Here is a 26,907-nt window from a genome sequence, read left to right as displayed (position 1 = left end):
AGAGTGGAAAGATGTTATTGGAAGCTATTTATCATCGGCCAAAGCAAAACTGGGCGTATGCCTACGACGGGAAGACGCTGCATATCCGCCTGCGCACCAAAAAAGGCGATATGGACCACGTCCATGCCATCGTTGGCGACAAATATGCCTGGAAGGAAACCCAGCAACTGATTGAGATGTCGCTGCTGTCGTCTGACGCTTTGTTTGACTATTGGGAAGCTGCGGTAATCCCGCCTTTTCGCAGGCTGCGATACGCTTTCCAGCTGACTAGCGGCTTGGAGCAGCTTATTATGACGGAAACGGGCTTTCACGGAGCGCTGCCGGAAAACTCGAACAGCTTCTTTGATTATCCGTTTATTAATCCCATTGATGTGTTTACTCCTCCTGCATGGGTGAAGGATGCCGTATTTTATCAAATTTTCCCCGAACGGTTCGCAAACGGCGATGCCGCTTTAAATCCCGAAGCGATCGAAGCTTGGGGCGGCGATCCGACGCCACGCAATTTTTTCGGAGGCGATCTTCAAGGGGTCATAGACCATCTGGACTACCTCGGCGAGCTTGGCATAAACGCTATTTATTTCAATCCTTTATTTGAAGCTACGACTAACCATAAATACGATACTGCGGATTATATGAAGGTAGATGCGCATTTCGGTACGAATGAGAAGCTCAAGGAACTAGTGGACGCGTGCCATCAGCGGGGCATACGCGTGCTGCTTGATGCGGTCTTCAATCATTCCGGACGAACATTCCCACCATTTGTAGATGCGCTTGAGCACGGCGCGGCATCACCTTACGCTGATTGGTTTCATGTGCGGGAATGGCCTTTGCGTGTAGTTGACCGCATACCCACCTACGAGACGTTCGCCTTCGAGCCGCTGATGCCAAAGCTCAATACTGAGCATCCCGATGTTAAGGAATACCTGTTTAAGGCCGCTCGCTACTGGATTGAAGAAATCGGAATCGACGGCTGGCGGCTCGATGTCGCCAATGAGGTGGATCATCAGTTTTGGCGCGAGTTCCGAGCCATTGTGAAAAAAGCGAACCCCGAAGCCTACATCCTCGGTGAAATTTGGCATGATTCGATTATGTGGCTGCAAGGCGATCAATTCGATGCTGTCATGAATTACCCGTTTACGAATGCTGTACTCGACTTTTTTGCTTATCAGACCATGGATGCTTCCACCTTCGCTAATGCGCTTGGCGCGCAGCTCGCTGCTTATCCGCAGCAGGTAACCGAAACAGCCTTCAATTTGCTAGGCAGCCACGATACGCCAAGACTATTGACGGTTTGCGGAGACGAGCTTGGCGCGATGAAGCTGGCTACCCTGTTCAAGCTGACCTATCCTGGCGTTCCCTGCATTTATTATGGCGATGAAATCGGCTTGAATGGCGGAGGCGATCCCGAATGCCGCAAATGCATGGTGTGGGAGCCAGAGGGACAGAACGCTTCGTTGCTGGATTTCTTTAAGCAAGCGATTGCTTTGCGGCGCAGTCATGCTGCTCTGCGCGGTGCGGACATTCGCTTCATTCATGCCGATGAAACAGGACGCATTATCGTTTATGAGCGCCGTTCAGGCGACGAGCGAATCGTTATTGCGATGAATGCCGGGGCCGAGCCCGCTGAGGTCAGCATTCGCTTAGACGATAACGCGGTCGAGGAAGCTTCACGAGAGGTCGCCGCAAGTGCAGACGAAAGCAGCTTGGACCTGAGGGCGGGCAGCACGCGGAGTGATAAGGCCAGCAGCATATTAGCCCGCCCATTAGCGGACGGATTAGCCGACGGATTAACGAACAGGATTGGCGATTTGCCTGCAGCAGGAGCTTCAGCAGAAGCCACAACAGGAGCCCAAGCACTAAGCGGGCGTTATGAGTGGGTGTCTCTGCTTCATCATACGGAACAAACACGATATACAGAGTCCGGCAGCATCACCCTGCAGCTGCCAGCCTATGGCTATGAGGTGCTGCTGCAACAAAAGCTGTAATAGCAGCGGGCGGAAGCTTTATTTTTAACCTTAAATAGAAAAAAGACAGGCAGCAAACCCGCCTGTCTTTCTTCTTTTTCACAGTTTCGTTACAAGCGCTATTACGCTTCAAGCGAGGCTGCCTTTAAACCAAGCCCCGTTCAATTGCCTCATTTTACAATAATCACACTGTAGGGCGGCAAGCTTATGAGCCCTTTTTGAATCTCCACCTCTTTATGGCTTGCACGTATCACCTTATCGAATAAGCCGAACGATTCCTGCTCATGCAGCTTGGCAATCTGCTGCTCATTGGACAAGTTAATAAGCACGAGCACCCGTTCCTTAGCAGTTGTCCTTCAAATTACATTGGCGTACTTTCCTTCATCTGCTCTAATCCCCATCGTCTTACCCCTTCGAAGCGCCAGATGTGAGTCCTTGTACGAGAAACCGCTGGAGAAAGATGAAGAGCAGCGTAATCGGTATCGCAATCAGCACGGAGCCAGCAGCGAACATCGTGAAATTGCTATTTTGCAGCGAATTGACCAAATCCCACATTCCCACGGCCACTGTCCAGTTTTCTTTCGTACGCAGCACCAGCCTTGCAAAAATAAAATCGCCCCATACGCCAGTAAACGAGGTCAGCGCCACGTAGGTCAGCATTGGCTTTGACAATGGCAGCATGATTTTCGCAAACACCTGCAAATGCGAGGCTCCGTCGATTCTGGCCGCTTCATCCAAGCTGCGGGGAATCGTGTCAAAGAAGCCCTTTACAATAAACCCGCCCAGCGCAGCCCCAGCAGAATAGACCAGAATAAGCGCCATATGCGTATCAAGCAAATTTAATTGCAGCAATATAATATAGATCGCAATCAGGCTCATAAAGCTCGGAAACATTCCTAGCACGAGCATAACTGTCAAGGCTGTCTTGCGTCCGCGAAAGCGGAAACGCGATAAGGCGTACATACTGAGCGTTACGAGTATCGTCGATAAAATCATTGTGACGACGGCAATTTTCAGCGTATTCAAATACCACGTACCATATAGATAGGCCTTGCTGGTAAACAGCTCCGCATAATGAACGAACGTAAATTGCCTAGGCCAAAAATGTTCACTGTACAGCGAGCCCCCCGGGCGCAGCGAAGACAAAACAACCCACAGCGCCGGATAGATCGCGACTACCGAAATCAACAGCAGCAGCGCGTAGCTCAAGGTCAGACGGGCATTATTTTTCCATTTTCTCATTGGATCATATCCTCCTCTTTAAACGATTTCGAGCGCCGGAAATTCCAGATCGAGAAAATAGCCACGATTAAAAAGATAATAATGCCAACGGCCGAAGCCACATTATATTTATTGTTATCGAGCGTCAGTTTATAGAGCCAAGTAATCAGCAGGTCGGTCGCACCAGCAAACTGATAATCGCCCTTCGCCGGATTGCCGCCCGTCAGGAGGAAAATCACATTAAAGTTATTAATATTGCCTGCAAACTGCATAATCAAGATCGGCATCGTCGAAAACAAAATAAACGGCATCGTAATAATGCGGAATTTTTGCAGCGTCGACGCCCCATCCACATCAGCAGCCTCGTACAAATCACGGGGAATCGAGGTCAAAATGCCAAGTATAAGCACCATGCTGACAGGTATGCCAATCCACATATTGACGGTAATGACCGTCACCTTGGCCCAGAAAGGATCGGTGAGCCACGGCAGGCCGCCGAGCCCAAAGTAGCCTAAATATTGATTTATTGGCCCGAATTGGCCGTTAAATAAATTTTTCATGACCAGTAATGAAATCAGCTGCGGAATCGCATACGGAATGATAAAAATCGTGCGCCACAGCTTCTTGAAGCGAATACCCTTCTGCTCAATCAGCAGGGCAACGAGAATTCCGCCAAAATAAGTCGTCACCGTCGCCAGTACGGCCCAAATAATCGTCCAGATCAGCACGCCAACAAACGTGTGGCTCCATGACTTCATTTTCACAAGATCGACAAACGTCTTGAAGCCTACCCAATCGACAAGCTTCGCTGGCGGAATATGATCTGGAGCAGAATAGTTTGTAAAAGCGAGCATGACTGTAAATACGATAGGCATAATCGTGAAAAAAAGCACGCCCAGCGCCGGAAGCGCAAGCATAAAATAAGGGAAATAAAAGGTCGTTGCATGCTCATACGATTGCCTGAACGTGTTTACAGCCTTCTTCTCATCCCGCAGCTTGCCGCTCCGATAAGCATCCGTGATGTTCCACACGTACACGCCCAGCAGCACAAATACGAGAAATAAAATAATCAACCCGTCCAATATTAAAAAAATCGAGTGGTCGCCCTTGACCATTTGCGCCACTTTGCCAACCTTTACGAATTTCTGCGTCTTCTCTCCTAATGTAACAAGGCCCCAGATCGCCCCACCGAGTCGTGGAGCAATATAGATGAAGCCCGCCACTTCTATCAGCATAAAAAGAATGCCCTTTAACCACTGCCGGTTATAAATTTGTCCTAAACCTTGCAGCACGATCGATAATAGTACAGCAATTGTGCGATGCTGCTTCATTGCGCTCCGGCTCCCTCCCGAATAAAAATCACCCGCCGCTGCTCCTCCGGCGGGTGAAAACAAGCTGTCGCTATCGTTCTATTGATTGGCAATAGCATCTTTAATTTGCGCTACCGAGTTGTCGAGAGTCGCTTTCACATCTTTTTCCCCATCCCAAATATCAGCGATGCCTGCGGTAATCGGCCCCCATACACTTGCCATTTGCGGGATAGCTGGCATTGGCGTAGAATGCGAAAATTGCTCATAGAAGGCTTTCGTAATTTCATCGTTTTGAATTTTCGGATCCTGAACAGCTTCTAAATTTGCCGGAATCGTGCCGTTCATTTCAAAGTTGCGAAGCTGCGACTCTTTCGTAGACAGGAATCGCGCAAACAGCTTCGACGCATTCGGATATTTCGTAAATGCGTTTACATAATAGCCTTGAACGCCAGAGAAAGAGCTCATCGGCTTCCCAGCAATCGATGGCAGCGGCGCTACGCCAATATCCATTCCGGCCGCCCTGTAATCCGCAAGTGACCATGGTCCATTAATATCCATCGCCAAGGAACCCTCGATGAACAGTCCCTTTTTTATATCAAATGTAATATCTCCTGTATTGAGCGGCAGCAGGCTCTCCTTCAACGACGCAAGGAACTTGGCGCCTTCGACAGCACCGTCACTGTTTAGGCCAATGTCCTCTTTATCTGTATTATTGCTGCCGAACATATACCCCCCCGTTGTAGCAAGGAAAGCATAATCATAATAAAATTGCTGAAGCTCCCACATAATCGTATATTTATTTTTTTTCGGATCATTAAATGTTTTGCTGAAAGCGATGACCTCGTCGAACGTTTTCGGAGGGGTTGTAACGAGCTTCTTGTTGTAAAGCAGCGCATACGTTTCAACAGAACGGGGATAGCCATATAGGATGTCCTCAAAAGTTACCGCGCTTACCGCATTAGGGTCATTTTCGCTTGCCGTTTCTTCCCCGAACCAATCATTGGGCAGCACGAGACCCGCAGAAGCGGCGCGCCCAATCTGATCATGCGGGAATACAACGATGTCCGCTCCCAGCCCTGCCGGCCCATCCGTCGTCAACTTCGTCACCTGATCGGGATTTTCGACCTCCTCCAGCTTGACTGGAACGCCGTATTGCTCTGTAAACTCTTGCGCCAACGCTTCTACAAAATTGCGCTGAGATTTGCCTTCCCAGATGATGAGACTTGCTCCATCCTCCGGCAGCAGCTCGCCTTCTTCCTCAGTGACCGCATTATTGCCACCAGACTCTGCAGGCGTCGAAGATGCTTCCGGCGTAATTGCATTATTGCTGCCTTTTCCCGCATTGCCGCATGCCGCCAAAGTAAATACGAGCACACAGACGATTAATACTCCCAACCACTTTTTCATCATTAAAAATCCCCCTTCATAATGTGTTGCCTCTGTTGCACGCCTACCGATACCGATGCTTCAAACGTTTCCCTCTGTTTTGTGCAAACGTTTGTACAAATGACCGTGCGAAAAGTATTCAAGCAGCTTAAAATCGGGATAATAGCTTGATTCTATTCGATAATTGCGATGTAAGCGCTTGATTAATGAATACATCATACAATATGAACAAAGGTTTGTTAAAACGTTTGCACAGCTCAAATTACTGGAATTATCCATTCGTTTCGCTTGTTCACTACATTTTCCTTCCATTTGCTTATAATTTCATCATTTTTCCACTTTTGTGATGCAGACGTATTTACTTTTCGATAGCGCTTGCATTAACATGTAACTGTAGTGTTCAAACGATTGCATAGTTCAAGTGACAGGAGCCCGATTAAACGATGGTAACGATAAAAGATATTGCAAAAGCGGCAGGCGTGTCTCCTTCGACCGTTTCAAGAGTCGTCTCCAAGCACCCTCGCATCAGTAAAGAAACCGCAGATAAAGTAAAACGCATTATGGCGGAAATGGGCTATCATCCGAATGCAATGGCTAAAAGCCTCGTCTCCAAAACAACCAATACACTGGCTATTATGCTGCCAAGGCCTGCGGAGGAGCTATTCCAGGACTTTTTCTTCGGAGAGCTGCTGCGGGGCATACTGACCCATTCCACCAGAGCCGGCTATGACATGCTGCTTACCACCGCCACAGGCGAGCATGATGAAATTGAAACGGTATCCCGGCTCGTCCTTGGACGCCGGGTTGATGGCGTCATTCTTTTATCCGCCCGCGTGAAAGATCCGCTTATTCAATATTTGAATGAGCAGCGATTTCCGAGCGTCCTGATTGGGCGTACAGACGATTCGAATCCGCATATTTTAACGGTCAACAACAATAATGTGCAGGCGGCTTATGATGCGGCCCAGCATTTGATTTTGCAGGGTCATGAGCGAATCGGCTTTGTCAGTGGACCGCGGAATTTGACCGTTTCTTACGACCGAATGGAGGGGTATCGCCAAGCTTTAGCTAACGCTGGGTTGAAGCTGAACTCGGAATGGGTCGTTGAGGGGGAATTTTTGCAGGAAAGCGGTTTTCGAGCGATGTCTTTTCTGATGGAAATGCCTGATCGGCCTACCGCGCTCATCGTCATTGATGATGTAGTCGCCTTCGGCGTACTGCGTGGACTTACCGAACTGGGCTATTCCGTTCCGGACGACATCTGCATCGTAAGCTTTAACAATATCGCGCTCTCAGAGCTTGCCACGCCTCCGATCAGCTCCACCGATATCGGCACTTATCAGCTTGGCTACACCGCCTCGCAGAAGCTTGTCCGCCTCATCCAAGACGAGCCGATTCACCAGTCCAGCACCATTATTCCGCATCGGTTGATCGTCCGCGAATCCTCGATGTACGTTCCTGTAAAAGGGCTGAATGAAAGATAAAAAAGCATGATGACCAGAAGCTGGCACTGTCTTATGGTTGCAACAGAAGCCAGCTTATTTGAACATGCGTAGTGAAACTAGTTTTTCCAAAATGGTTAATTCCATTAAAAATTAAGCAGGTTTCATCATGATTTAAGTGCTGATAGCTGAGCTTGGGGCGCACACTTTATTTTTGAAGGACAGAGATTCCGCTATTCTGGCTTTTTATTCGATTTCAGGGTTTATACGGACAGGAGATCCGTTATCACCCTAAAAACCAGTCAAAATAGGGATGGACAGCGCATTAGCGGCTTCTGAGTCCGCGTAATATCCTGAACCCGTGATTCTGTTGAAAGAGCGGCTGCTGTGTCCACCAAAGTCTATCATCTGGCTCGCTCATGTTCGCATACACGCCCAAGTAATACCCGTTCGTAACAAAAAACTTCCTAAGACTTAAGCGGCGTGTACCCCGTTTTCTCAATCAAATATTGGCCCTGCGGCGATAAAATCCAATTTATAAAAGGCTGTACTTTGGGGTTGTCACTGCCTGCTGTAATGGCATAAAACGGCGCCGTAAGCGGATATGTACCGTTGCTAATGTTCGTGCGATTCGCCTCCACGCCATTTATTTTCAGCAAATGGATTTGCTGCTCGTGCACCATTTCGGTGGCGTAGAACAGGAATGAAAAGCCAATCGCATTTTTATAATTGCGGTAGTTTGCGGTTTGTTTAATGATATCGCCCATTCCGGAATTAACATCCTCTTTCGCAGGCTCCATCAATTGCTTTTCCTTCATGATTTTTTGCAGCATCGTCTGGCTGCCGCTGTTTTCTCGGCGCTGGAAAGGTCGGATTTTCCCCTTCTCTCCCCCAACCTGCTTCCAGTTCGTCACTTCTCCGGCATAAATGCCTTGAATCTGCTCCAGCGTCAAGTTCTGCACCTCATTGCGGCTGTTTACGAAAAAGATAAATGCCTCATAGCCAATCGGTGTCAGCGCGAGCTCCACACCCGCCGCTTTCGCCTGCGCTTCCTGCTCCTTGGACGGTGCAGGTGCAAAAATAAGGTCGACATCTCCTTTAATTAGACGATTATAGGCATCCTCTGTGCCGTTCACCTGAACCTCGCTGTCCTTCCCATAGTAGGGATATTCCTTTTGCTTATACACAGCCTGAACGAATGCCGCATACATCGGATATAAGGCGGTTGAGCCGTCCAGATGCGGCAGCTGACTGCGGATTTTGAGTGATGCCGGCTCTAGCAGGGATACCACCTTCGTTCCCTCTCGGAATGGCTCATAATCCCTCATATTTACCGCCTGATCATCAATGATTTTCAGCTTCTCTACGTATTGTTCATAACGCCATCCGAACAAAAAGGATATTGAAATGATTAAAATTGTTGAACCGCACAATGACCAGAAAACTTTTTTCTTTAGCACATCAATATAAGCTAGAAAATAAAAGATACTTATAAGCGCAGAAGTCGTGATGATTAATACCCCATATAATTTTGTGCCTGTTGACAGCATCACAATAGCATATATGATCCAAGTGAAGAACATAATCGGAAAGCTAATAAGTATAGTAGCTAAAATAATCGTGCTCCAATCTCTCTCTTTCAACGAATGCTTCCCCTTTTATGCCCATAGGCTTTTTCCCTTATTTTAGCGAAAGGCCAGCATTCAGCTAGTACCAAGTTTATGTGGTACTGTCATTTGCATACTATCCCTTGTTGCACCGGCCAGCATGAAACCGCTAAGATTAAAGAAGTACCGCTAAGGACATGCTAAAGGAGATAGTTATGCTGAAATGGGTTTCCGCCATTATTTATGGTTTACTGCTCGCCACCGTTTTTATATACAAAAACAATCTGCTCGATTGGCTGCAAAATGACACGCCACCTGTATTTATCGTCTTTCTTGTCGCTCTGTTTCTCGTGCTTGTTCCTGTCGTGCCATTTAAGATCATGATTGCCCTACTCGGGTTTATGTATGGACCGCTGCTCGGCGCATTGATTAGCTGGCTGGCTGCTTCACTTGCTGCCATCATCGTATTTTTGCTGGCTCGCTATCTCTTCCGTGAGCAAGGACAAGCTTTCCTCCATAAATTCAGCCAACTGGACAAGCTTCAGGCCACGATGGAAAAACGGCCGTTTCTGACGATTTTGACAGCGCGTCTAATTCCAATCATTCCGCATATGGTCGTCAATATTTATCCCGCGGTTACTTCTGTACGGCTGCTTCCTTATGCCGTTGCCTCGGCTCTTGGCAAAATCCCGTTTATGCTGCTATTTGCTTATATGGGACAAAATATGTTTAAAGATTGGGCCAGCTTCGCCTTATTCGCGGGCGTATACGCCGCTTTTTTCGCCTTGTCTTATGGTGGATACCGTCTTTGGTTAAAAAGACAATGATACGCATAAAATAGCACTGTTTGTTTAGCAGCTTGTTTAAAATAATGCTCGGACGTTTATAGTATGTTATCGGATGAATGCAGTAAGGCGAGCTTGACAAACCGCTTGTTATTTGTAATAATTATAAATAAGTAATTATTATAAATTAAACAGAAGCCATTCAGCCGCTGCGTTCTCGCCAAACAAGCTGCTCTTTACGAAACATAAAATCAGGAAACGAAAGGATGAACGATCATGAAAAAAACACATGAGGTCTTAAATAAACAAATCGCTAACTGGAGTGTCCTTTATATTAAATTGCACAACTTCCACTGGTACGTGAAGGGCTCGCAATTTTTCACCCTGCACGTGAAGTTTCAGGAATTTTATGAAGAGGCCGCTTTGAATGTGGATGAGCTGGCTGAGCGCCTGCTTGCACTGGAAGGTAAGCCTGTCGCAACGATGAAAGAATATATGGAGACAGCTTCCATTAAAGATGCTACAGGCAAAGAAACCGCTACTGCTATGGTTGAGTCTCTTATAACTGACTTCTCGACGATTATCGAGGAGCTCAAAGCCGGCATGTCGATTGCGCAAGAAGCGAATGATGAGACGACAGCCGATATGCTGCTCGCCATCCATACCACGCTTGAGAAGCATGTATGGATGCTGAAAGCTTTTAACGCTTAATTTTATAAAAATCATGCCGCCTAAACGTTTAGGCGAACCTCATCAGCTGTCACAACCTCTCCCACAAGGGCAGGCTGCGACGCAAAAAAACCTTCAAACTCTGCGACCTGCGCGGGTTTGAAGGTTTTTTGGTTGCTTGAATCCGGCCGATTATTTGAGCTTAATTGAACAGCTAGCCACTTCTTTGCCTTGCCACAATGCCGAGAGTTTGTCGCCATCCTGCAAAGCCGCAACACCTGCTGGCGTTCCGGTAAAAATAAGATCACCCGGCCCAAGCCCATAGTTTTCGTTAATGTGCCGAAGCAGCGTTCCAATATCAAACAGCATATCGGCAGAATTGCCATGCTGTGCTTCTTCATTATTGCGAAGCAGCGCAAAATCATGCGCCTTCAGCTCTTCCGCACCAGGATACGGCAGCCATGCGCCAAGAGGAGCGGAGCCTTTGAAGCCTTTGGCCGGTAGCCACGGCTGGCCTTTGGCCTTGATTTTGCTTTGCACATCGCGAAGCGTCATATCAAGCCCCAGCGCCAAACCGTCGATACATGCGTCAGGGTCCATGCCAGGCTCAAGCGCCCGGCCCACTCGCAGCACCAGCTCCAGCTCGAAATGAACCTCGCCTTGATCGCCCGGCAGCTCCACAACGCCGCCATCCATCGGCACAAGCGCATGAGTTGGCTTCGTAAACACCATCGGCGATTCAGGCACCTCATTGCCCAGCTCCAATGCATGCAAACGATAATTCCGCCCAATACAATAAATGTTGCGCACTTCTGAAAACATCTCCATCTCCCTCTCCTGTTTTATAGGCCCACTTATAATCAACCCTTCTTCTGAGCGGCAATTTGCTCCGCTAGCTCATTGAGCTCAGTCCAGCGCTCCATGAGCTGCTCCAGCTTTTCTTCGAGCTGCTGCTGCTCCTCCGATAGCTGCTGAATCAGCACCGAATCGCTGCCGGATTCCTCCATGCGCTGCATAATGTGCGCAAGATCATTTTCAGCCTGCTCAATCCAGCCGTCAATTTGCTCAAAATCCTTTTGATCCTTGTAGGACATTTTGAGCGCACGTTCCTTGCCGCCGCCCGTTCCGGCTTTTGCATTCGATTCCCCCGCCGCACTGTTGCTTCCAGCAGCGTTCGCCGAGCTTGCCCCAGCAGCAGCTTTCGCACTTCCGCCCGCTGAGGCGCCACCTGTTGCTGGCGATGTACCAGCCGCTGCCGAGCCATGCTTTTCTACAAACTCCTGATATTCGCTATAGTTGCCGGTATGCTGCGTAATGACGCCATCCTCAAAAGACAAAATTTTATCGACTGTCCGGTCAAGGAAGTAACGATCATGGGATACAACGAATACAACGCCCGGAAAATCATCCAAATAGTCTTCCAGTACAGCCAAAGTCGCAATGTCCAAATCATTCGTTGGCTCATCGAGAAGGAGTACGTTCGGCGCCTTCATCAGTACGCGAAGCAATTGGAGACGGCGCTTCTCGCCGCCTGACAGCTTGCTGATCAGGCTCCATTGCATCGCAGGAGGGAACAAAAACCGCTCCAGCATTTGCCCTGCTGAAATGAGCGAGCCATCCGCCGTCTTCACCTGCTCCGCACCTTCGCGGATAAATTCAATGACGCGCAGCGACTCGTCCATCTCTTCGTGCTCCTGCGAGAACCAGCCGAGATTAACGGTGAGGCCCAGCTCAACTGTGCCTTCATCCGGCTGCAGCCTGCCCTCAATCAGCTTCAGCAGCGTAGATTTGCCGCTGCCATTGCGTCCGATAATGCCTACCCGATCCTCCGGCACAGCAATATAGCTGAAATCACGAATGAGCGTCCGCTCGCCAAAACGTTTCGTTACCTTTTCAAGCTCAACGATTTTGCGTCCGAGGCGGGTCGAAGCAACCGATACATCCATTTTTCCCGCGCTTTGCTTAGGCGCCTGCGCCTTCAAATCCTCGAAGCGATCAATTCTCGCCTTCTGCTTTGTCGTTCTCGCCTTTGCCCCGCGCCTAATCCAGGCCAGCTCGCTGCGCAGCAGGTTTTTGCGTTTGCTTTCTGTTGCCGCCTCGCGCTCTTCCCGCTCCAGCTTAAGCTCTAGAAAACGGCTGTAGTTCGCTTCATAGAAATAAGCACGTCCGCCGTCCAGCTCAATAACACGATTGCTGACCCGATCAAGGAAATAGCGATCATGGGTAATCATAAGCAGCGCGCCTTTGCGTTTTTGCAGCATGCCTTCCAGCCAAGCGACCGAATCATTGTCAATATGGTTCGTCGGCTCGTCCAGAATCAAAATGTCCGAAGGCTGGAGCAATGCTGCCGCCATCGCTACCCGCTTGCGCTGCCCGCCGGAAAACGTCTCGACCTTCTCGTCAAAATGAAGAATGCCAAGCTTTGCGAGCGCGATCTTCGCTTCACTCTCCAGCGTCCAGGCACCTGATTCATCCATCCGCTGGTTCGCTTTGATCAGCCTTTGCTGGAGCGCCTCATCACTTGGATGAAGCTCCAGTGCTTCAAGCGCCTCCACATGCTCGCGCACAGCACGCTGCTGCGGCGAATCGCCGCCAAGAACATGCTCAAGCGCCGTTTCCCCTGGAGCGAACACCGGGTCCTGCGAAAGCATGCGAATGGTCACCCGGTTCCCAATGGAAATGTTGCCTGCATCTGCTGGCTCAAGCCCGGCAATCACTTTAAGAAACGTCGATTTGCCTGTTCCATTGACACCGATAATGCCGATTTTGTCGCCATCCTCGAGACCGAAGGTAACATCCTCGAACAGCATTTTTTCCCCGTAGCTTTTCGTAATATGTTCGACTGATAATAAATGCATCGCAATAACCTACTTTACATCAGAAATAGTTGTTCCAAGCCAGCTCCTCCTACCATATAACACTCAGAAAAGCCGCCCTTTCCAACTATCATATCATAATCCGAGTCCCTCCACCCCGCTTGGCGGCCACCTCAATTTATTATTGACAAAAATATTTTTATGTGTTATAATATAATATTTTATTATTTACACTTCTGTATTTATCCCTTATGATATATAAGCTTGGCCAAGCACAATCTGAGCTATGTTTATTGGAGGGATCGCATGCTACTTGCAGAAGGCATTGCCATGCTGGAGATTACAGCCACCATGATGGGGAAATCCACAACGATTCACCCAACCCTTATTTGGGATCATAATCGCCAAATCCTTATAGACACCGCCCACCCTGGGCAGCTTCCATTGATTCGGGAGGCCGCAGCACAAGAAGGCGTTCTCCTCGAGCAAATAACCGACATTGTACTTACCCATCAAGATATCGATCATATTGGCAGTCTGCCAGCTGTCATTGAGCAGGCTGATTACGCTCCGCGCGTGTGGAGCAGCGACATCGAGAAGCCCTACATCGAAGGACGCAAGCGCCTGATCAAAATAACCGACGAGGCGCTCGCGAACCTCGACCTGATGTTTCCGCCGGAAACGCCCGCTGCGTTCCGAACCGCTTTTCGAAAAATGCTGGAGCATCCGCCCCACGCAAATGTAACAGCGCAGCTGCTGGGCGGCGACAAGCTTGATGTATGCGGCGGCATCAGCGTTATTAATACGCCGGGACATACACCAGGACATATCAGCTTATATCATCACGCGAGCCAAACCTTAATAGCAGGAGATGCGCTGCTCGCAGAAAATGGCAAGCTCGCCCCTCCTGCTCCTGCTGCCACGCTCGATTATGGAATGGCGCTGCAATCGCTCAAAGCACTTGCAGATTATCCCATCCAGCATGTTATTTGCTATCATGGCGGTTTATGCAGCGGTCAGCTTAATGAACAAATTACTCAAATTTCTGATGGAGCTGCTGTTTAATCAAAACAAAGGCCGTCCCAAAGCAGTGTAAATACTGCTTTGGGACGGCCTCGATTATTTCATGAACTGTGAACTGCCTTTTACTTATTTGCTTGCTTCAGCGTATTTCGTTGCATTCAGCAGCAAGGTGACAACCTCAGCCCTCGTTGCCTTAGCATTTGGATTGAACTTATTGTTCGCCCCCTGTACAATGCCTGCTTTGGCTGCCGCAGCTACATAAGGAACTGCCCAAGCCGGAATTTCACTCGCATCGGCAAAATCTACCTTTGCAGCCGGATCTACCGGAAGGTCTAGTGCACGTACCATAATGGCCGTCATTTCAATTCGGGTCAATGGATTGCTTGGTCGGAACGTATTGTCCGCATAACCGCTAATGAGTCCCGCTTCTAACAGCTGTGCTACGAAAGAGCGTGCCCATACCGGAATTGCATCCGCATCGCGGAAATTCGGCACTGTCGTTGCAGCTTCCAGCTTAAATGCACGGCTTACCATCGTTACAAACTCTGCACGAGTCGCATTCGCTTCTGGACGGAACGTACCGTCGGAGAATCCTTTTACAATTCCTTGCTCTACCGCCTGCTTAATCGACTGCTCTGCCCAGTGTCCTGCTACGTCCTTAAGCACAACTGGGGTTGGCGTCGGGCTCGGATCTGGACTTGGGGATACAGAAGGCGTTGGGCTCGGGCTAGGTGTGCTTGTTCCCGGATTGCTCGTGCCAGGATTTCCTGTGCCCGGATTTCCAGAGCCTAACAAATCAGTAATTCTTCCTTGAATACCGATATCTACTGTACCGATTTTCGCTAAATAATCGTTAAATACTTCATAATCAACTAAATTCATTTCGTAGAAGCGTCCAGCATCCTTCGCCGCCTTCATAGAAAGGTAGAAGTCACCGCCGTTTGCCATGAATGAGTTTGTCGCTACAATGTAATACGCATTTGGATCAATTGCTACGTACTCGCCTTGCTCATTCAGCACTTCTACTTTTACGATTCGCTCGCCTTGTTGTGTCACAACACCAGTAACCGAGTTGTAGATTTCAGGCTTCTTCGTGGAATCGAAAGTATAGCGCATACCCGCAACTTGTGGGAATCTGCCTTCCTCCGACGTCGGCGTAGAGCCGCTGACGCCATTTTCGAGAGCCGCAGTAATTTCTTCACCTGTCATTTTCAGCGCCGTCAGGTTGTTGCCGAAAGGCATAACGGTCAGCAAATGACCAAGTGTAATGTCGCCAGCAGGGATGGAATCGCGGATACCGCCTGCATTTTGAATCGTCACATAACCGGCGATGCCTGTTTTGTCGACCAATGGGCTATTTTTCACCTTGTCCAGCATGCCGTCCGCAATCAGGTTACCTAGGTTCGTTTCCTGTCTGCGTACGTTTTTGCGAAGACCATCAAGCGCGACGTCTGTCTTGCCGACTACAGTACTGCGCAGTTCATCAAGCGGAGCCTTAAATTCAGCAAGCTTAGCCGCAGCTTCAGGATCGTTAGCAAATACATATTGAGAATTTACTTGCTGATCCACGTTGACCAGCTTGCCATCCCAAACTATCAGCTTGCCTTGATTGTCAAACATCACATCCAGCTTGCCCAGATACACGCCATACTCACCAGTTTGCACGATGAGCGTAGCGGCTGCATCGGCCGTTTTACGGTATACAGTCGGTGAGTTCAGCTGCGTATGGGAGTGGCCGCCCACGATAATATCCAGCCCCTCCACACTTGCTGCAAGCTTCTGATCCTCTGTGTAGCCCAAATGCGACAGGGCAATGATTTTATTCACACCTTCTTGCTCAAGAGCTGTGATTGTCGCTTGCGCGCTTGCTACCGCATCCTTGAAGGTGACTTTGCCCGGTGATGCAAGCAATACCGTGTCCGGCGTCGTCAGACCGAAAATACCAACCTTCTCGCCATCGATCTCTTTAATGATAGCCGGAGATATTTTACCGTTCCCCGAGTCATCCGATATCGTCTTAATTCCTTGCGTGAACAGGGATCCCAGTTCAGCCTCGCCGCTAAAATCAACGTTTGCGCTAACGAAAGGAAATTCTGCCCCGGATATGAATGCAGCCAGCGTTGCCGCATCCTTGTCAAACTCATGATTTCCAAAAGTCATAGCGTCATAGCCCATTTTGTTCATGAACCACTGATCCGCCAAACCTTTGAATTGGTTGAAGTAAAGCGTGCCCGAGAACACATCGCCTGCATCTAAAAGCAGGGTATTATCATTTCTTAACTGCTTGATCGCCGTTAATCGGCGAGGAGCATTGTCCAGGTGGGCATGTGTATCATTCGTATGCAGGACTCGCAGATCGAATATGCCTTGCACGTTGGCAATACGTCCCTCTACGCCGATGTTGACCGTGCCGATTTTACTCAAATATTCATTAAACACTTCATAATCTACGAAGTTCAATTCATAGAAGCGTCCAGCATCCTTGGCTGCCTTCATCGACAGATAGAAGTCGCCGCCGTTTGCCATGAACGAGTTCGTCGCAACGACATAGTAGGCATTTTCGTCAATATCAACATATTCGCCCTTATCGTTCAAAACTTGCACCTTCAAAACCCGCTCACCAACTTGCGTGATTTGACCAGTAACGGAATTATAAATTTCCGGTTGCTTCGTCATGTCATAATAGAAACGCATGCCCGCTACTTGCGGGAATCTGCCTTCTTCCGACGTCGGCGTAGAACCGCTAACGCCATTTTCCAGTGCAGCAATAATTTCCGCACCCGTCATTTTCAGCGCCGTCAGGTTGTTGCCGAATGGCATAACCGTCAGCAAATGGCCAAGCGTAATGTCGCCAGCAGGGATGGAATCGCGGATACCGCCTGCGTTTTGAATTGTTACATAACCAGCAATGCCTGTTTTATCGATCAGCGCACTATTTTTCACCTTGTCCAGCATGCCGTCCGCAATCAGGTTACCTAGATTTGTTTCCTGTCTACGTACGTTTTTTCGAAGGCCATCAAGCGCCACATTCGTCTTACCTACTACTGTTTGCTTAAGCACAGTTAGAGGTGCATTGTACTCCGCTACCTTAGCAGCAGCAGTCGGGTCAGCAGCAAACACATACTGAGCGTTCACTTGCTGATCAACATTGACCAGCTTGCCGTCCCATACTTTAAGCTTACCAGCCGCATCGAACTCAACGTCCAGTTGGCCCAAGTTTACGCCGTACTCGCCAGTCTGTACGATCAGCGTCGCCGCTGCATTAGCATCCTTGCGGTATACAGCAGGGGCATTCAGCTGCGTATGAGAATGGCCGCCGACAATAATATCAATGCCGTCTACCGCAGCCGCTAGCTTCTGATCCTCGGTATAGCCAATATGCGACAAAGCAATAATTTTGTTGATGCCCACCGACTCCAGCTGCGCAACCGTTGCTTCCGCGCTAGCTTTAACGTCGTTAAACGTCACGCCGCCAGGTGAAGCAAGCAGCGCCGTATCCGGTGTCGTCAAACCGAAAATACCAACCTTCTCGCCATTCACCACTTTTATGATAGCCGGATAGATTTTAGCATCATTCGCCGTACCATTCACTTGTGGAATACTATTGACGAACTGGCTGCTGAGCTCCGCTTCGCCGCTAAAATTCACATTCGCGCTTACGAATGGGAAATTCGCGCCTCTAACGAAAGCAGCAAGCGTCGCTGCATCTTTATCAAACTCATGATTGCCGAAGGTCATGGCATCATAGTTTAGATAGTTCATGAACCACAGATCAGCAAGACCCTTGAACTGATTGAAATAAAGCGTACCCGAGAAAACATCGCCTGCATCAAGCAGCAGCGTGTTATTATCGCGCAAGCTGTTGATTGCTGTTACACGGCGTGCCATATTGTCCAGATGTGCATGTGTATCATTCATGTGCAATACACGCAGCGAGAAATTATCGTTGCCAACTACCGGCTTGCTGCCAAGATCAAGCTGGGCAAGCAGCGGATCATGGTCACTCACGCGTCCCATTGAATCCGTAAAGTCTGCGTTGACATGGACGACTTCAATATCGGAATAGTCTTTCAAAGCATCATTAACCAAAATGTGGTCAAGCGTCTGGGAGTTGCCATCGTAAATATAAGAATAACGATCCTTCTCTGGCATTGTATCAACCAGATTAGTCAAAGCGTCCTTCTTCAAAATATCAAGTGTCTTCGAGAACTGGAAGTCATTCAAATCGCCAAGTACGGCTACATTTACATTCGGATCGTTAGCCACAAGCTGCGATACGAAGGAATTTACAATTCCAGCTTGCAGAGCACGCTGTGTTTCGCTGCTGCGGATAACCGGCTGGATCGTTCCCCAAGGAATGCCGTCTCCGCCTTTGGAATTAAAGTGATTTGCAATGACTACAACGCGTTTGCCTTGGAAATTAAATTCAGCCGCAAGCGGTTTGCGTGAAGCATTAAAGGCTGCATCCGTTGGGCTGATTCGGCCCGGGTTCACAGACAGGCTGCCATCGCCTTTCACCTGTACAGCAGTTGTCGAGTCGCCTTTCGTTCCAGCCGCAAGGGTTACGCGCGCTGTATTGTACAAGAACCCCACGCGGATGTTACCACCCGGAGCTCCGCCGTCCAACCCGTCTACCGGAGCAATGTCCGTGTAAGCATAAGTCGGGCCGCCTTTGGCAACAACAGCGTCGATTAACGCTTGGAAGCTTTGGCTCGCATCCGTAACGCCATTGTTTGTTTCGCCATTATTATCCTGAACCTCCATAAGCCCAATAATGTCAGGCGTTTTGAGGTTGTTTACGATAATGCCGCCGATTTTTCCAGCTTTAGCTGTCTGGCTGCTGCTGAAATTTTCTACGTTGAACGTAGCAATCGTCAGCTTGTCAGCCGCAGCTACCGTGGACGCAACACCCTGTGCACGGGAAGAATACGTAATAGCTGGCAATGAGCCATCCGGAATGAGCTTGAACAAATTGCTCGTATAATTCAATACACCTGTAATCGGACCATTAAATTGGTCGCCTGTTTTAATATCCTGACCGGCCGGCTTAGCCGCGATATACATTTTTTGCGGATTCAGGCTGCTGTCGAATGGCTGCGTGCCATCACCTGTAAGCACAATGCCGCCTGCATCGGTTTTGATCGGATTGTTAGCGCCATTGTCGAAAGTCACTGGCGTAACCGAGTTGGCATAAGGGCCAGTAATGCGGGCATCATTCAACTGGATGCGCATGCCTTCCAGGCTTTCGAAGAAATCAATCGCATCGCCATCGGGATTAAACGCTCCAAAGCTGTCGGTATCAATGGCGTTCGGTACGATACGTCCATTTGTACCAATAACAATTGGCGAAGGCAATGGCTGCGAAGGAAGTCCCTTCGTAACAGTTGTAGCTGTAATTTGCGTAACGGTCAGAGCCGGGCTCGTGCCATACTCGACAACTGTGCCATCTACCGTTACCACATCTCCTATGGCAACGCCGTGAGCCGCTTTATACACTTGAATCGCTTCTGAAGTAGCAGGATCGCTATCGATGCTGCTATCTGGCTCCTGCATGTAGAAGCTGCTTGTGCTTACCGATGTAACGACACCGGAAACATTGGTTACCGCTACATTTTCATAAATAGAACGATGGGTTTTGCCTTGAATCGTATGAATCTTGATGCCGTTTGTGTTTTGCAGCACCGTATACTCGAGTGTATATACAGAGCTCGTGTCGGCACCCGCCACTACAATTGCTTTAATCGTTGTATCTGCATTAATGACAATTGGCGCACTGTAGACCATGCTTGCCGCTGTCGGCGTAGTGCCATCCGTCGTAAAATGAATGACGCCGCCGTCCATCAGCGTGCTGAGCGCAACCGTTCCACCCGTGGCAATACCGCCGGAAGGTACGCTGGCATTTACAGACAGCTTGCGCTCTACGATATCGGAAGAGCTTCTTGGAACAAGCTCCATACCAACACCCGTGTAATACGTCATTACGCCCGTTACTTGCTCAAACGTTTTGTTCAGAGCAAAGGCCGCATCCGAGGAATAAATCGCAATTTCCTGGCTGCTGGCAGCATCCGTTGCATAAAACACGCCGCTTGCCGCACGTTTGATCGTAATATCATTGATTTGCACCAGACGGCCTTCGGACAAATTGCGAACCGCATCACCCGTGCCAAAAGCCGTCGAAGTAATGACCGTTGGCCCAGGAACCGCACTCTGACCGTTAACTGTCACATAACCGCCTGTAACCAGATCCGTGTCCAGCTGCAGCATGCCATTGTACAGCGAGGTTTGACCATAAACTTCAACGTCATCGCCTGGCTGCGCACCTGAATCCGTGCCTCTAACGACGACAGCAGAAGTGGCATCCTGAACAAACAGATTTACTTTGCCGCCAGATTCTGTACGATGGGAAACCGTCCCATGCGTCACAAGCTTAGAGCCTACTGCCGCGCTTCGCACATCCGAAATCGCAACCGGTGTAAGGTTCGCAAGCGTATAGGCAAATTCAGTCAGGCCGCTAATCATGCCTTCTGCATTTTTCACATACGCATGAATCGTCATTGGAGCTGTAACTTCAATAGGAGACGCATAAGCTGCAAAATTTTCCGGAGCAACCGGAGCATCCGGGCTGTAGACGCTGTAATAAACGCTATACCCTACCGTTGCTGTAGACAAGGTTACATATGTTCCTGCTGGAACCTCGCCCGCCGCTGGACTAGCCGTTACGCTTGCAACCGCGCCGTAAGAAGAATTTCTAGGGCTTGGAGCAGCTACTGTAAAGTCTGCGTTATTGTTATCCGTATCCAGCGCACGGTCACCCGGATTTAGCGCTTTGCGGATAGCTGCTAATGCAGCACCCAGATCGCCAGTTGGAGCACCTTCTCCACCAGTCGCTGTTGAACCGTAAGCAACTAGATCTATCACTGCGCTGCTTGCATTAAGCAGTCTAACTTTACCAGCGGTACCACCCATATTAAGCGTACCAATTGCATCTGGCGATTCCAGATCAGCAGCCGTCGTGCTTGTTCCCGCCGCCTCTTGAATAAGGAAATAGCCTTTAGCGGCAATTGTTCCGCTTAAATTGTGTATATTCGTTGTAAAAGCTCCTGCAGCCGAAGCGTATTGCACGCTCCATCCCGCGAGGGAAATCGGTGAATTGGTTGGATTGTATAATTCTATAAAGTCCTGTTTGAGTGGCGCGCCTCCATTGCCTCCGCCCCCATACACTTGTGAAATGACAATATTGTCATTGCTGACAGCTGCTTGTACCGGCGTGCCATAACCACCCAATACCGTTCCCACAAGCAAAATAACAGCCAAAAATACACTTATCGGCCGCTTGAATGCCTGAAACTTTCGTCTCATAAGACAATCTCTCCCTTTTACCTAGGTTAGTTCCATAGATAGTTCTTTTTCCTCACATACATATTACATTAAGATCATTTTGTCGATATTTGTTGTCATTTCGTGCAATAAATCAGATAAAAATAAGAAAAATCCACAACAAATTTGCTATTTGTGCATTTTTCATTCATCAACTCCTTATCAAAATTTCATATTATTATGAATCAATGAAAAAAAGAAACCTTTTTCTATCTATTTAATATTTAATATAAAGTAGAGTGGGCCTATTGTAAACATTTTGACAAAAAAATATTGTTAAGCTATCTTTAATTGTTATCTAAATTTACATTCCCTTTACATTCGGTCGCAAAAATGAATATAATATCTTAACATTTCACTTATCGCTTTCCTCGTTTGATCAAATGTTCGATATGTTGAGGATCAATTGTTCACCCTATTTTCCATCCTCTATTTTGGGAGGAAGACTATAGATAGGAGCAAATTTATAAATGCTAGGCTGCTATTCCATAGAAAAAAGCCCCTGGCATCCTATACTTCTTAGGACACTAGAGGCTAAATTTTATACCTATTTAAGTTTTATCGTACCGCTAGCAAGAACCGTGCAGCACTTGCTGCTGCGTCACTGGCTCAGCGTTTGCCAATCATCGCTTCCGGCTTCACAAATTCGTCGAACTGCTCGGACGTCAAGAGGCCGCTCGCAATTGCCGATTCTTTCAGCGTCAGCCCTTTTTTATGCGCGTTTTTCGCAATGGCTGCTGCATTCTCATAACCGATATGCGGGTTAAGCGCTGTTACGAGCATAAGCGATTGATCGAGATTGCGCTTGATCACGGCTTCGTTCGGCTCAATGCCCACCGCACAGTTGTCATTAAAGGAAATCATGCCATCCGCCATCAAAGCAACGGATTGCAGGAAATTGTAAATGATAACCGGCTTAAATACGTTCAGCTCAAAATTGCCCTGGCTTGCTGCAAAAGCAATCGTTGCATCGTTGCCGATCACTTGGCAGACCGCCATCGTAATCGCTTCGCTTTGCGTCGGGTTAACTTTGCCTGGCATAATCGAGCTGCCCGGTTCATTTTCAGGAATCGAGATTTCGCCAATTCCGCAGCGTGGACCGCTTGCCAGCCATCTAACGTCATTGGCGATTTTCATCAAATCAGCCGCCAGCGCCTTAACAGCACCGTGTGTATAGACGATTTGGTCATGGCTCGTTAGCGAGTGGAATTTATTTTCTGCTGTAATAAACGTTTTGCCCGTAAGCGTCGTCACTTCCTCCGCTACCTGCACCGCGAAATCCGGATGCGCGTTAAGGCCAGTACCTACCGCTGTGCCGCCAAGCGCCAGCTCGCGCATTTCGTCTACGCTTTGCACGATCATTTTGCGAGTTTTAACCAGCATGGCGTACCAGCCGCTAATTTCTTGGCCAAGTGTAATCGGAGTCGCGTCCTGCAAATGCGTACGGCCGATTTTCACAATATCGTTGAAACGCTCCGCCTTGTCCTGCAGCGTTCTTGCCAGCACATCAATAGCCGGAATCAGGCGCTGCTCCACCGCTACTACGCCAGCAATATGCAGCGCCGCAGGGAACGTATCATTCGAGCTTTGGGAGCGGTTAACATCATCATTTGGATGAATGCGAACGGCGCTGCCGCGCTCCTCAAGCAGTTGATTGGCGCGATGCGCTACAACTTCATTGACGTTCATATTCGTTTGCGTACCGCTGCCCGTCTGCCAAACGACGAGTGGGAAATGCTCATCCCAGCGGCCAGTCAAAATTTCATCTACCGCTTCACCGATAACCGCAGATTTCTCTGCATCCAGCACGCCCAGCTTCTCATTGGCGATAGCTGCGGCTTTCTTGATAATAGCCATAGCATGAACGACCTCAATCGGCATCCGCTCTCCGCTGATTTTGAAGTTTTGCAAGCTGCGCTGCGTTTGAGCGCCCCACAGCTTGTCCGCAGGAACCTGAATTTCACCCATTGTGTCCTTCTCAATCCGATATTCCATCTTTTAAGTAGCCTCCTTCAAAATCTTGAACAACCTACTACTACTTTATCAAACGCAAACAGCTTTCGCCATCCAAATGAGCCAAAAGCACCTTAATCGCTTGCGATAAGGCTGCCCTCTCGCCTTGCAATGGCTGCTTTCCGCCGCTTTTCGCTAATGCGCTTACATAAAAAGCAGCGGCCGAACGGGAAATTTAGCGCTTAGCGCTGCGGTAAGCTTCCATATAAGCACGTGCTTTTGCCTCAATCAAGGTGTAATCGCCTGTCTTCACAGCTTCCTTCGTCAAATCGGAGCCAATGCCAACAGCAACCGCGCCCGCTTTTACCCATTCGCCGAGATTATCCAGCGATACGCCGCCAGTCGGCATAACATTTGCTTGCGGCAAAGGCCCTTTAATTGAAGGAATAACACTTGGCGAATACAGATTGCCAGGGAATAGCTTCACAACATCAACACCCAGCTCCAGCGCATGTTGAATTTCGTTAACGGTCATCGTGCCCGGCATAACCGGAATGGCATAACGATGGCATAGCTTTATAGTATCAGGGTTAAGTGCCGGGGAAACGACAAATTCCGCGCCGCTCAAAATCGCCGCGCGTGCCGATTCTGGATCAAGCACCGTTCCCACTCCGATAATGGCAAATTGATCCGATTGCGGGTCCGCATCTACCGAATATTCCTTGCTGAGCTGCTCAATCGCACGCAGCGCAAATGGTACGGTCAGCGTAATTTCAATCGCTTTAATCCCACCTTTTATCGCATGGCGGGACATTTCTACAACTTCCTCCGGCGAATCAGCGCGAAGTACAGCAACGACGCCAGCATCTACAATTTGTTGAAGCACCTTGATTTTCTTCACAAGTACAGCCTCCCCTAATGTTCATATTTGTACGAAAAAGTACGATGTTTGCCGTTTTAATTATATGCCTTTCTCGTCCACTCGGCAATGCATGACAGGCAATTGTCAAATTATGCGGAATAAAAGAGCCACCTCACAGCATAAAGCTGTGTTGATGGCTCCCTTGGTTCATTTATTTATTCATTTATTTATTCATTTATTTATTAAACGGTTTATGTCATTTGATTAGCCCGTATGTTTATCCAAGCTTGCGGCTTTACCCGCTCCATCTCCATGCTCGCCTTCCACCTTGCTGCGGCCCGACAAGAACCAGCCAACTACAGCAATCAGGACGAGTACGATGTAGAAGGTCGCTTTCCATACAGAGCCTTCTACAAAATCATGCGACAGCCAGTGGATGGATGGATGCGCCATCGTATGCACGGCCAGCTTAACGCCGACCCAGCCGACGATAACGAATGCCGTCAGCTCAAGCGCGGGACGGGAATGAAGCAGCTTCACGAAATAGTTCGCCGCGAAACGCATAATGACAAGCCCGATAAAACCGCCGAGGAAAATAACGATAAACTGTCCGCCGTCCATGCCGCCGATTTGCATCAGACCGCTTGGAGGCAAGGCCACTGCCAGCGCCACCGCCGCCAGAATAGAATCGATCGCAAAGGCGATATCGGCGATTTCAACCTTCAGAACCGTCCACCAGAAGCCAGCTTTGGAGTTTTTCTTCTCCTTCTGCTCCTCTGTCTCCTCTTCCTCTTCGGCCTCTTTGGACCTTCGTAAAAACTTGATGATATTGCTTATTGAAATAAATAACAGATACAGCGCGCCGAGTGCCTGAATTTGCCATACATTCACAAGCAGAGAGATAACGAACAAGGAGGCTAGACGGAAAATAAATGCGCCGAACAATCCGTAAAACAGCGCCTTCTTCCGGCTTTTCTCATCAAGATGTTTAACCATTACAGCTAGCACGAGCGCATTATCTGCTGCCAGCAAACCTTCCAGAACAACCAAGACCACTAATACCCAGCCATATTCCAACAGCAATTCCAACGTTGACTCCTCCTTCTAAACGACCGTGACGTGTTTCTGGTAATCGATTTCCAGAAACTTCTCTACTTCCGCAACCCAGCGCTCCTCGACAAACTTCACATGCAGCGGATGCACATTATAAGCTTCATAATCCTCATTGCTTTGGAATACCATGGAAAAGCCGAAACGATAATCGTTTTTAGGGCTTACCTGCAAATATACCTCGAAATCGCGAACGACCGGAATCGAACTCAAAATGGTGCGTCCATCCTCCAGAAAGCGCTGCTCCTCATCGGAGCCCTCCGCGTGCTTCAAGCTAAAAATAACCGAATGCTGAATCCAAACACCTGACATTTTTTCTCCTCCTTATCATGCTTACGTTTCTATACCTATTAACCACATTTCTCCTTCCTTGTACGTGGCATGTACGGATCGCGTTTCAAAAACAAATCCATTTCTAGAGACTTATTTTTAGAGGAAAATAGTCCCAGCGGGCTTGTCCCTCTGTTGCATCGCACCTATAATAGGGTAAGCATTTCCAGGCATTAGATATACGTACGACCATTTTTTCAAACCAGAACAGGAGAGTGGCCTATTTTGAAAAAGCTCACGATAGCTGTAGTTCTTGGCACGACGATTGTTGCAAGCATGGCAACGGGTGCTTACGGCGCAACAAAACTGCAAGAAATTAAAGCTTATTTGAATAAAGACATTGCCTTTAAGGTGGATGGCAAGCCTGTGCAGCTGCGGGATGGCAATAATAATACCGTGGTTCCGATTAGCTATAAAGGCACAACCTATCTTCCAGTTAGATCGATTTCCGATGCGCTTGGCGTTGCGGTTGACTATGACGGCAAGACGCAATTGATTCAGCTTGGTGAAAAAGTAGAAGGCGTTTCCATCTCAAGCTCCTTGACCACCAATACGTACCGCACGAAAGATTCTGCGCAAACAACCTATAACGGCAAAGATTATAAGGAAGCCCTTTTCGATAATGCCGAAAGCTCCCGTTCAAGCTCGTTTATTTTGGAGCCTAAGAAAAAGTACCAAAAGCTGTATCTTCAAATCGCAGCCGTTGGGCAAGACCTGGGCAAATTAACGGTGAAGGACACGGGTACGGATACGATTTTGAAAACGACAGAAATTAACGTGGCCGATGGCCTCGTCACGGTTGAAGTGGACATCGGCGGCGCAAACCAGCTGTATGTTTATGCCGATGCCAAAGAGGACGGAGCTGTATTTGTTCCGCTCACAACATCCTATTATAAATAAAAGGTCATAAACAAGCCTCTGAATGCGCTAATGCAGCGTATTTAGAGGCTTGTTTCCCGTTATGCTGCTTTTTTGTCTCTTTTTGGCGTGGACGCAGCCGGCAGAAGCAGTATCCGCCTTTGTTCCCCCCCACGAATATGTTATGATACTTT

At 48.5% G+C, this 26,907-nt stretch carries 17 protein-coding genes and 1 pseudogene; 6 read left to right on the top strand and 12 right to left on the bottom strand.

Annotated elements, in window-relative coordinates; translation table 11 throughout:
- The first annotated feature begins 11 nt into the window (after positions 1-11).
- A complete protein-coding gene (locus tag ABEW34_RS06290; RefSeq protein WP_430156028.1) occupies positions 12-1,985 on the top strand; it encodes a glycoside hydrolase family 13 protein in 1,974 nt (657 codons plus the stop codon).
- Between the two features lie 149 nt (positions 1,986-2,134).
- Here the strand turns inward: ABEW34_RS06290 and ABEW34_RS06285 are convergent.
- The 4 genes and pseudogenes from ABEW34_RS06285 to ABEW34_RS06270 form a co-directional block, all read right to left on the bottom strand.
- Positions 2,135-2,308: pseudogene (locus tag ABEW34_RS06285) on the bottom strand (hypothetical protein); the annotation flags it as partial.
- 61 nt (positions 2,309-2,369) lie between these two features.
- Positions 2,370-3,206 carry a sugar ABC transporter permease gene (locus ABEW34_RS06280; RefSeq protein ID WP_430156025.1) on the bottom strand — a complete coding sequence of 279 codons (837 nt, stop codon included), beginning with the start codon at positions 3,204-3,206 and terminating at the stop codon, positions 2,370-2,372.
- Complete coding sequence (locus ABEW34_RS06275; RefSeq protein WP_430156022.1) at positions 3,203-4,516, bottom strand: ABC transporter permease subunit; 1,314 nt, start codon at positions 4,514-4,516, stop codon at positions 3,203-3,205. The genes ABEW34_RS06280 and ABEW34_RS06275 overlap by 4 nt, the downstream gene beginning before the upstream one ends.
- 78 nt (positions 4,517-4,594) lie before the next feature.
- Entirely contained in the window at positions 4,595-5,905 is a 1,311-nt protein-coding gene (locus ABEW34_RS06270) for a sugar ABC transporter substrate-binding protein (protein ID WP_430156020.1), read from the bottom strand.
- Positions 5,906-6,324: 419 nt separating this feature from the next.
- Between ABEW34_RS06270 and ABEW34_RS06265 the strand changes: the two genes are divergently transcribed.
- Entirely contained in the window at positions 6,325-7,365 is a 1,041-nt protein-coding gene (locus ABEW34_RS06265; RefSeq protein WP_430156018.1) for a LacI family DNA-binding transcriptional regulator, read from the top strand.
- A gap of 425 nt (positions 7,366-7,790) precedes the next feature.
- Here the strand turns inward: ABEW34_RS06265 and ABEW34_RS06260 are convergent, their stop codons facing one another.
- Positions 7,791-8,966, bottom strand: a complete 1,176-nt coding sequence (locus ABEW34_RS06260) for a PstS family phosphate ABC transporter substrate-binding protein (protein ID WP_430156015.1) — start codon at positions 8,964-8,966, stop codon at positions 7,791-7,793.
- A gap of 179 nt (positions 8,967-9,145) precedes the next feature.
- On the opposite strand from ABEW34_RS06260, the gene ABEW34_RS06255 reads away from it, so the two are divergent.
- On the top strand, positions 9,146-9,757 hold the full coding sequence (locus ABEW34_RS06255) for a TVP38/TMEM64 family protein (protein WP_430156013.1): 612 nt from the start codon (positions 9,146-9,148) through the stop codon (positions 9,755-9,757).
- A 234-nt stretch (positions 9,758-9,991) separates the two neighbouring features.
- Positions 9,992-10,426, top strand: coding sequence for a Dps family protein (locus tag ABEW34_RS06250; RefSeq protein WP_430156011.1), 435 nt, complete (start codon positions 9,992-9,994; stop codon positions 10,424-10,426).
- Between the two features lie 150 nt (positions 10,427-10,576).
- Here ABEW34_RS06250 and ABEW34_RS06245 read toward each other — a convergent pair whose 3' ends face one another.
- On the bottom strand, positions 10,577-11,206 hold the full coding sequence (locus ABEW34_RS06245) for a fumarylacetoacetate hydrolase family protein (protein ID WP_430156205.1): 630 nt from the start codon (positions 11,204-11,206) through the stop codon (positions 10,577-10,579).
- A gap of 38 nt (positions 11,207-11,244) precedes the next feature.
- Positions 11,245-13,242 carry an ABC-F family ATP-binding cassette domain-containing protein gene (locus tag ABEW34_RS06240; protein WP_430156009.1) on the bottom strand — a complete coding sequence of 666 codons (1,998 nt, stop codon included), beginning with the start codon at positions 13,240-13,242 and terminating at the stop codon, positions 11,245-11,247.
- 264 nt (positions 13,243-13,506) lie between these two features.
- Between ABEW34_RS06240 and ABEW34_RS06235 the strand changes: the two genes are divergently transcribed.
- Positions 13,507-14,265: an MBL fold metallo-hydrolase gene (locus tag ABEW34_RS06235; RefSeq protein WP_430156007.1), complete on the top strand. Its 759-nt coding sequence runs from the start codon at positions 13,507-13,509 to the stop codon at positions 14,263-14,265.
- Between the two features lie 84 nt (positions 14,266-14,349).
- On the opposite strand, the gene ABEW34_RS06230 is transcribed toward ABEW34_RS06235, so the two are convergent.
- The 5 genes from ABEW34_RS06230 to ABEW34_RS06210 form a co-directional block, all read right to left on the bottom strand.
- Positions 14,350-21,582, bottom strand: coding sequence for a 5'-nucleotidase C-terminal domain-containing protein (locus ABEW34_RS06230; RefSeq protein WP_430156005.1), 7,233 nt, complete (start codon positions 21,580-21,582; stop codon positions 14,350-14,352).
- 627 nt (positions 21,583-22,209) lie between these two features.
- Complete coding sequence (gene fumC, locus ABEW34_RS06225; protein WP_430156002.1) at positions 22,210-23,595, bottom strand: class II fumarate hydratase; 1,386 nt, start codon at positions 23,593-23,595, stop codon at positions 22,210-22,212.
- A 193-nt stretch (positions 23,596-23,788) separates the two neighbouring features.
- Positions 23,789-24,454 (bottom strand): bifunctional 2-keto-4-hydroxyglutarate aldolase/2-keto-3-deoxy-6-phosphogluconate aldolase, encoded by a 666-nt coding sequence (locus ABEW34_RS06220; RefSeq protein WP_046232188.1) that lies wholly within the window; start codon positions 24,452-24,454, stop codon positions 23,789-23,791.
- 225 nt (positions 24,455-24,679) lie between these two features.
- Positions 24,680-25,504 carry a TerC family protein gene (locus ABEW34_RS06215; RefSeq protein WP_430156000.1) on the bottom strand — a complete coding sequence of 275 codons (825 nt, stop codon included), beginning with the start codon at positions 25,502-25,504 and terminating at the stop codon, positions 24,680-24,682.
- Positions 25,505-25,519: 15 nt separating this feature from the next.
- Positions 25,520-25,837 carry a Dabb family protein gene (locus tag ABEW34_RS06210; protein ID WP_430155998.1) on the bottom strand — a complete coding sequence of 106 codons (318 nt, stop codon included), beginning with the start codon at positions 25,835-25,837 and terminating at the stop codon, positions 25,520-25,522.
- 243 nt (positions 25,838-26,080) lie between these two features.
- Between ABEW34_RS06210 and ABEW34_RS06205 the strand changes: the two genes are divergently transcribed.
- Complete coding sequence (locus ABEW34_RS06205) at positions 26,081-26,755, top strand: stalk domain-containing protein (protein WP_056030985.1); 675 nt, start codon at positions 26,081-26,083, stop codon at positions 26,753-26,755.
- Positions 26,756-26,907 lie beyond the last annotated feature (152 nt).

It is taken from the genome of Paenibacillus algorifonticola, assembly GCF_050481745.1.
GTDB classification, from domain to species: Bacteria; Bacillota; Bacilli; order Paenibacillales; family Paenibacillaceae; genus Pristimantibacillus; species Pristimantibacillus algorifonticola_A.
The sequence above is the reverse complement of the archived record's forward strand: the minus strand, read 5'-3'. Positions and strand labels throughout refer to the sequence as shown.

What these genes read in the sequence shown, in the direction of transcription:
- ABEW34_RS06245 (WP_430156205.1), bottom strand. Translation starts at nt 11,206, where the DNA reads ATGTTTTCAGAAGTGCGCAACATTTATTGTATTGGGCGGAATTATCGT.
- ABEW34_RS06250 (WP_430156011.1), top strand. Translation starts at nt 9,992, where the DNA reads ATGAAAAAAACACATGAGGTCTTAAATAAACAAATCGCTAACTGGAGT.
- fumC (WP_430156002.1), bottom strand. Translation starts at nt 23,595, where the DNA reads ATGGAATATCGGATTGAGAAGGACACAATGGGTGAAATTCAGGTTCCT.
- ABEW34_RS06240 (WP_430156009.1), bottom strand. Translation starts at nt 13,242, where the DNA reads ATGCATTTATTATCAGTCGAACATATTACGAAAAGCTACGGGGAAAAA.
- ABEW34_RS06235 (WP_430156007.1), top strand. Translation starts at nt 13,507, where the DNA reads ATGCTACTTGCAGAAGGCATTGCCATGCTGGAGATTACAGCCACCATG.
- ABEW34_RS06230 (WP_430156005.1), bottom strand. Translation starts at nt 21,582, where the DNA reads ATGAGACGAAAGTTTCAGGCATTCAAGCGGCCGATAAGTGTATTTTTG.
- ABEW34_RS06275 (WP_430156022.1), bottom strand. Translation starts at nt 4,516, where the DNA reads ATGAAGCAGCATCGCACAATTGCTGTACTATTATCGATCGTGCTGCAA.
- ABEW34_RS06265 (WP_430156018.1), top strand. Translation starts at nt 6,325, where the DNA reads ATGGTAACGATAAAAGATATTGCAAAAGCGGCAGGCGTGTCTCCTTCG.
- ABEW34_RS06280 (WP_430156025.1), bottom strand. Translation starts at nt 3,206, where the DNA reads ATGAGAAAATGGAAAAATAATGCCCGTCTGACCTTGAGCTACGCGCTG.
- ABEW34_RS06255 (WP_430156013.1), top strand. Translation starts at nt 9,146, where the DNA reads ATGCTGAAATGGGTTTCCGCCATTATTTATGGTTTACTGCTCGCCACC.
- ABEW34_RS06210 (WP_430155998.1), bottom strand. Translation starts at nt 25,837, where the DNA reads ATGTCAGGTGTTTGGATTCAGCATTCGGTTATTTTTAGCTTGAAGCAC.
- ABEW34_RS06270 (WP_430156020.1), bottom strand. Translation starts at nt 5,905, where the DNA reads ATGATGAAAAAGTGGTTGGGAGTATTAATCGTCTGTGTGCTCGTATTT.
- ABEW34_RS06290 (WP_430156028.1), top strand. Translation starts at nt 12, where the DNA reads ATGTTATTGGAAGCTATTTATCATCGGCCAAAGCAAAACTGGGCGTAT.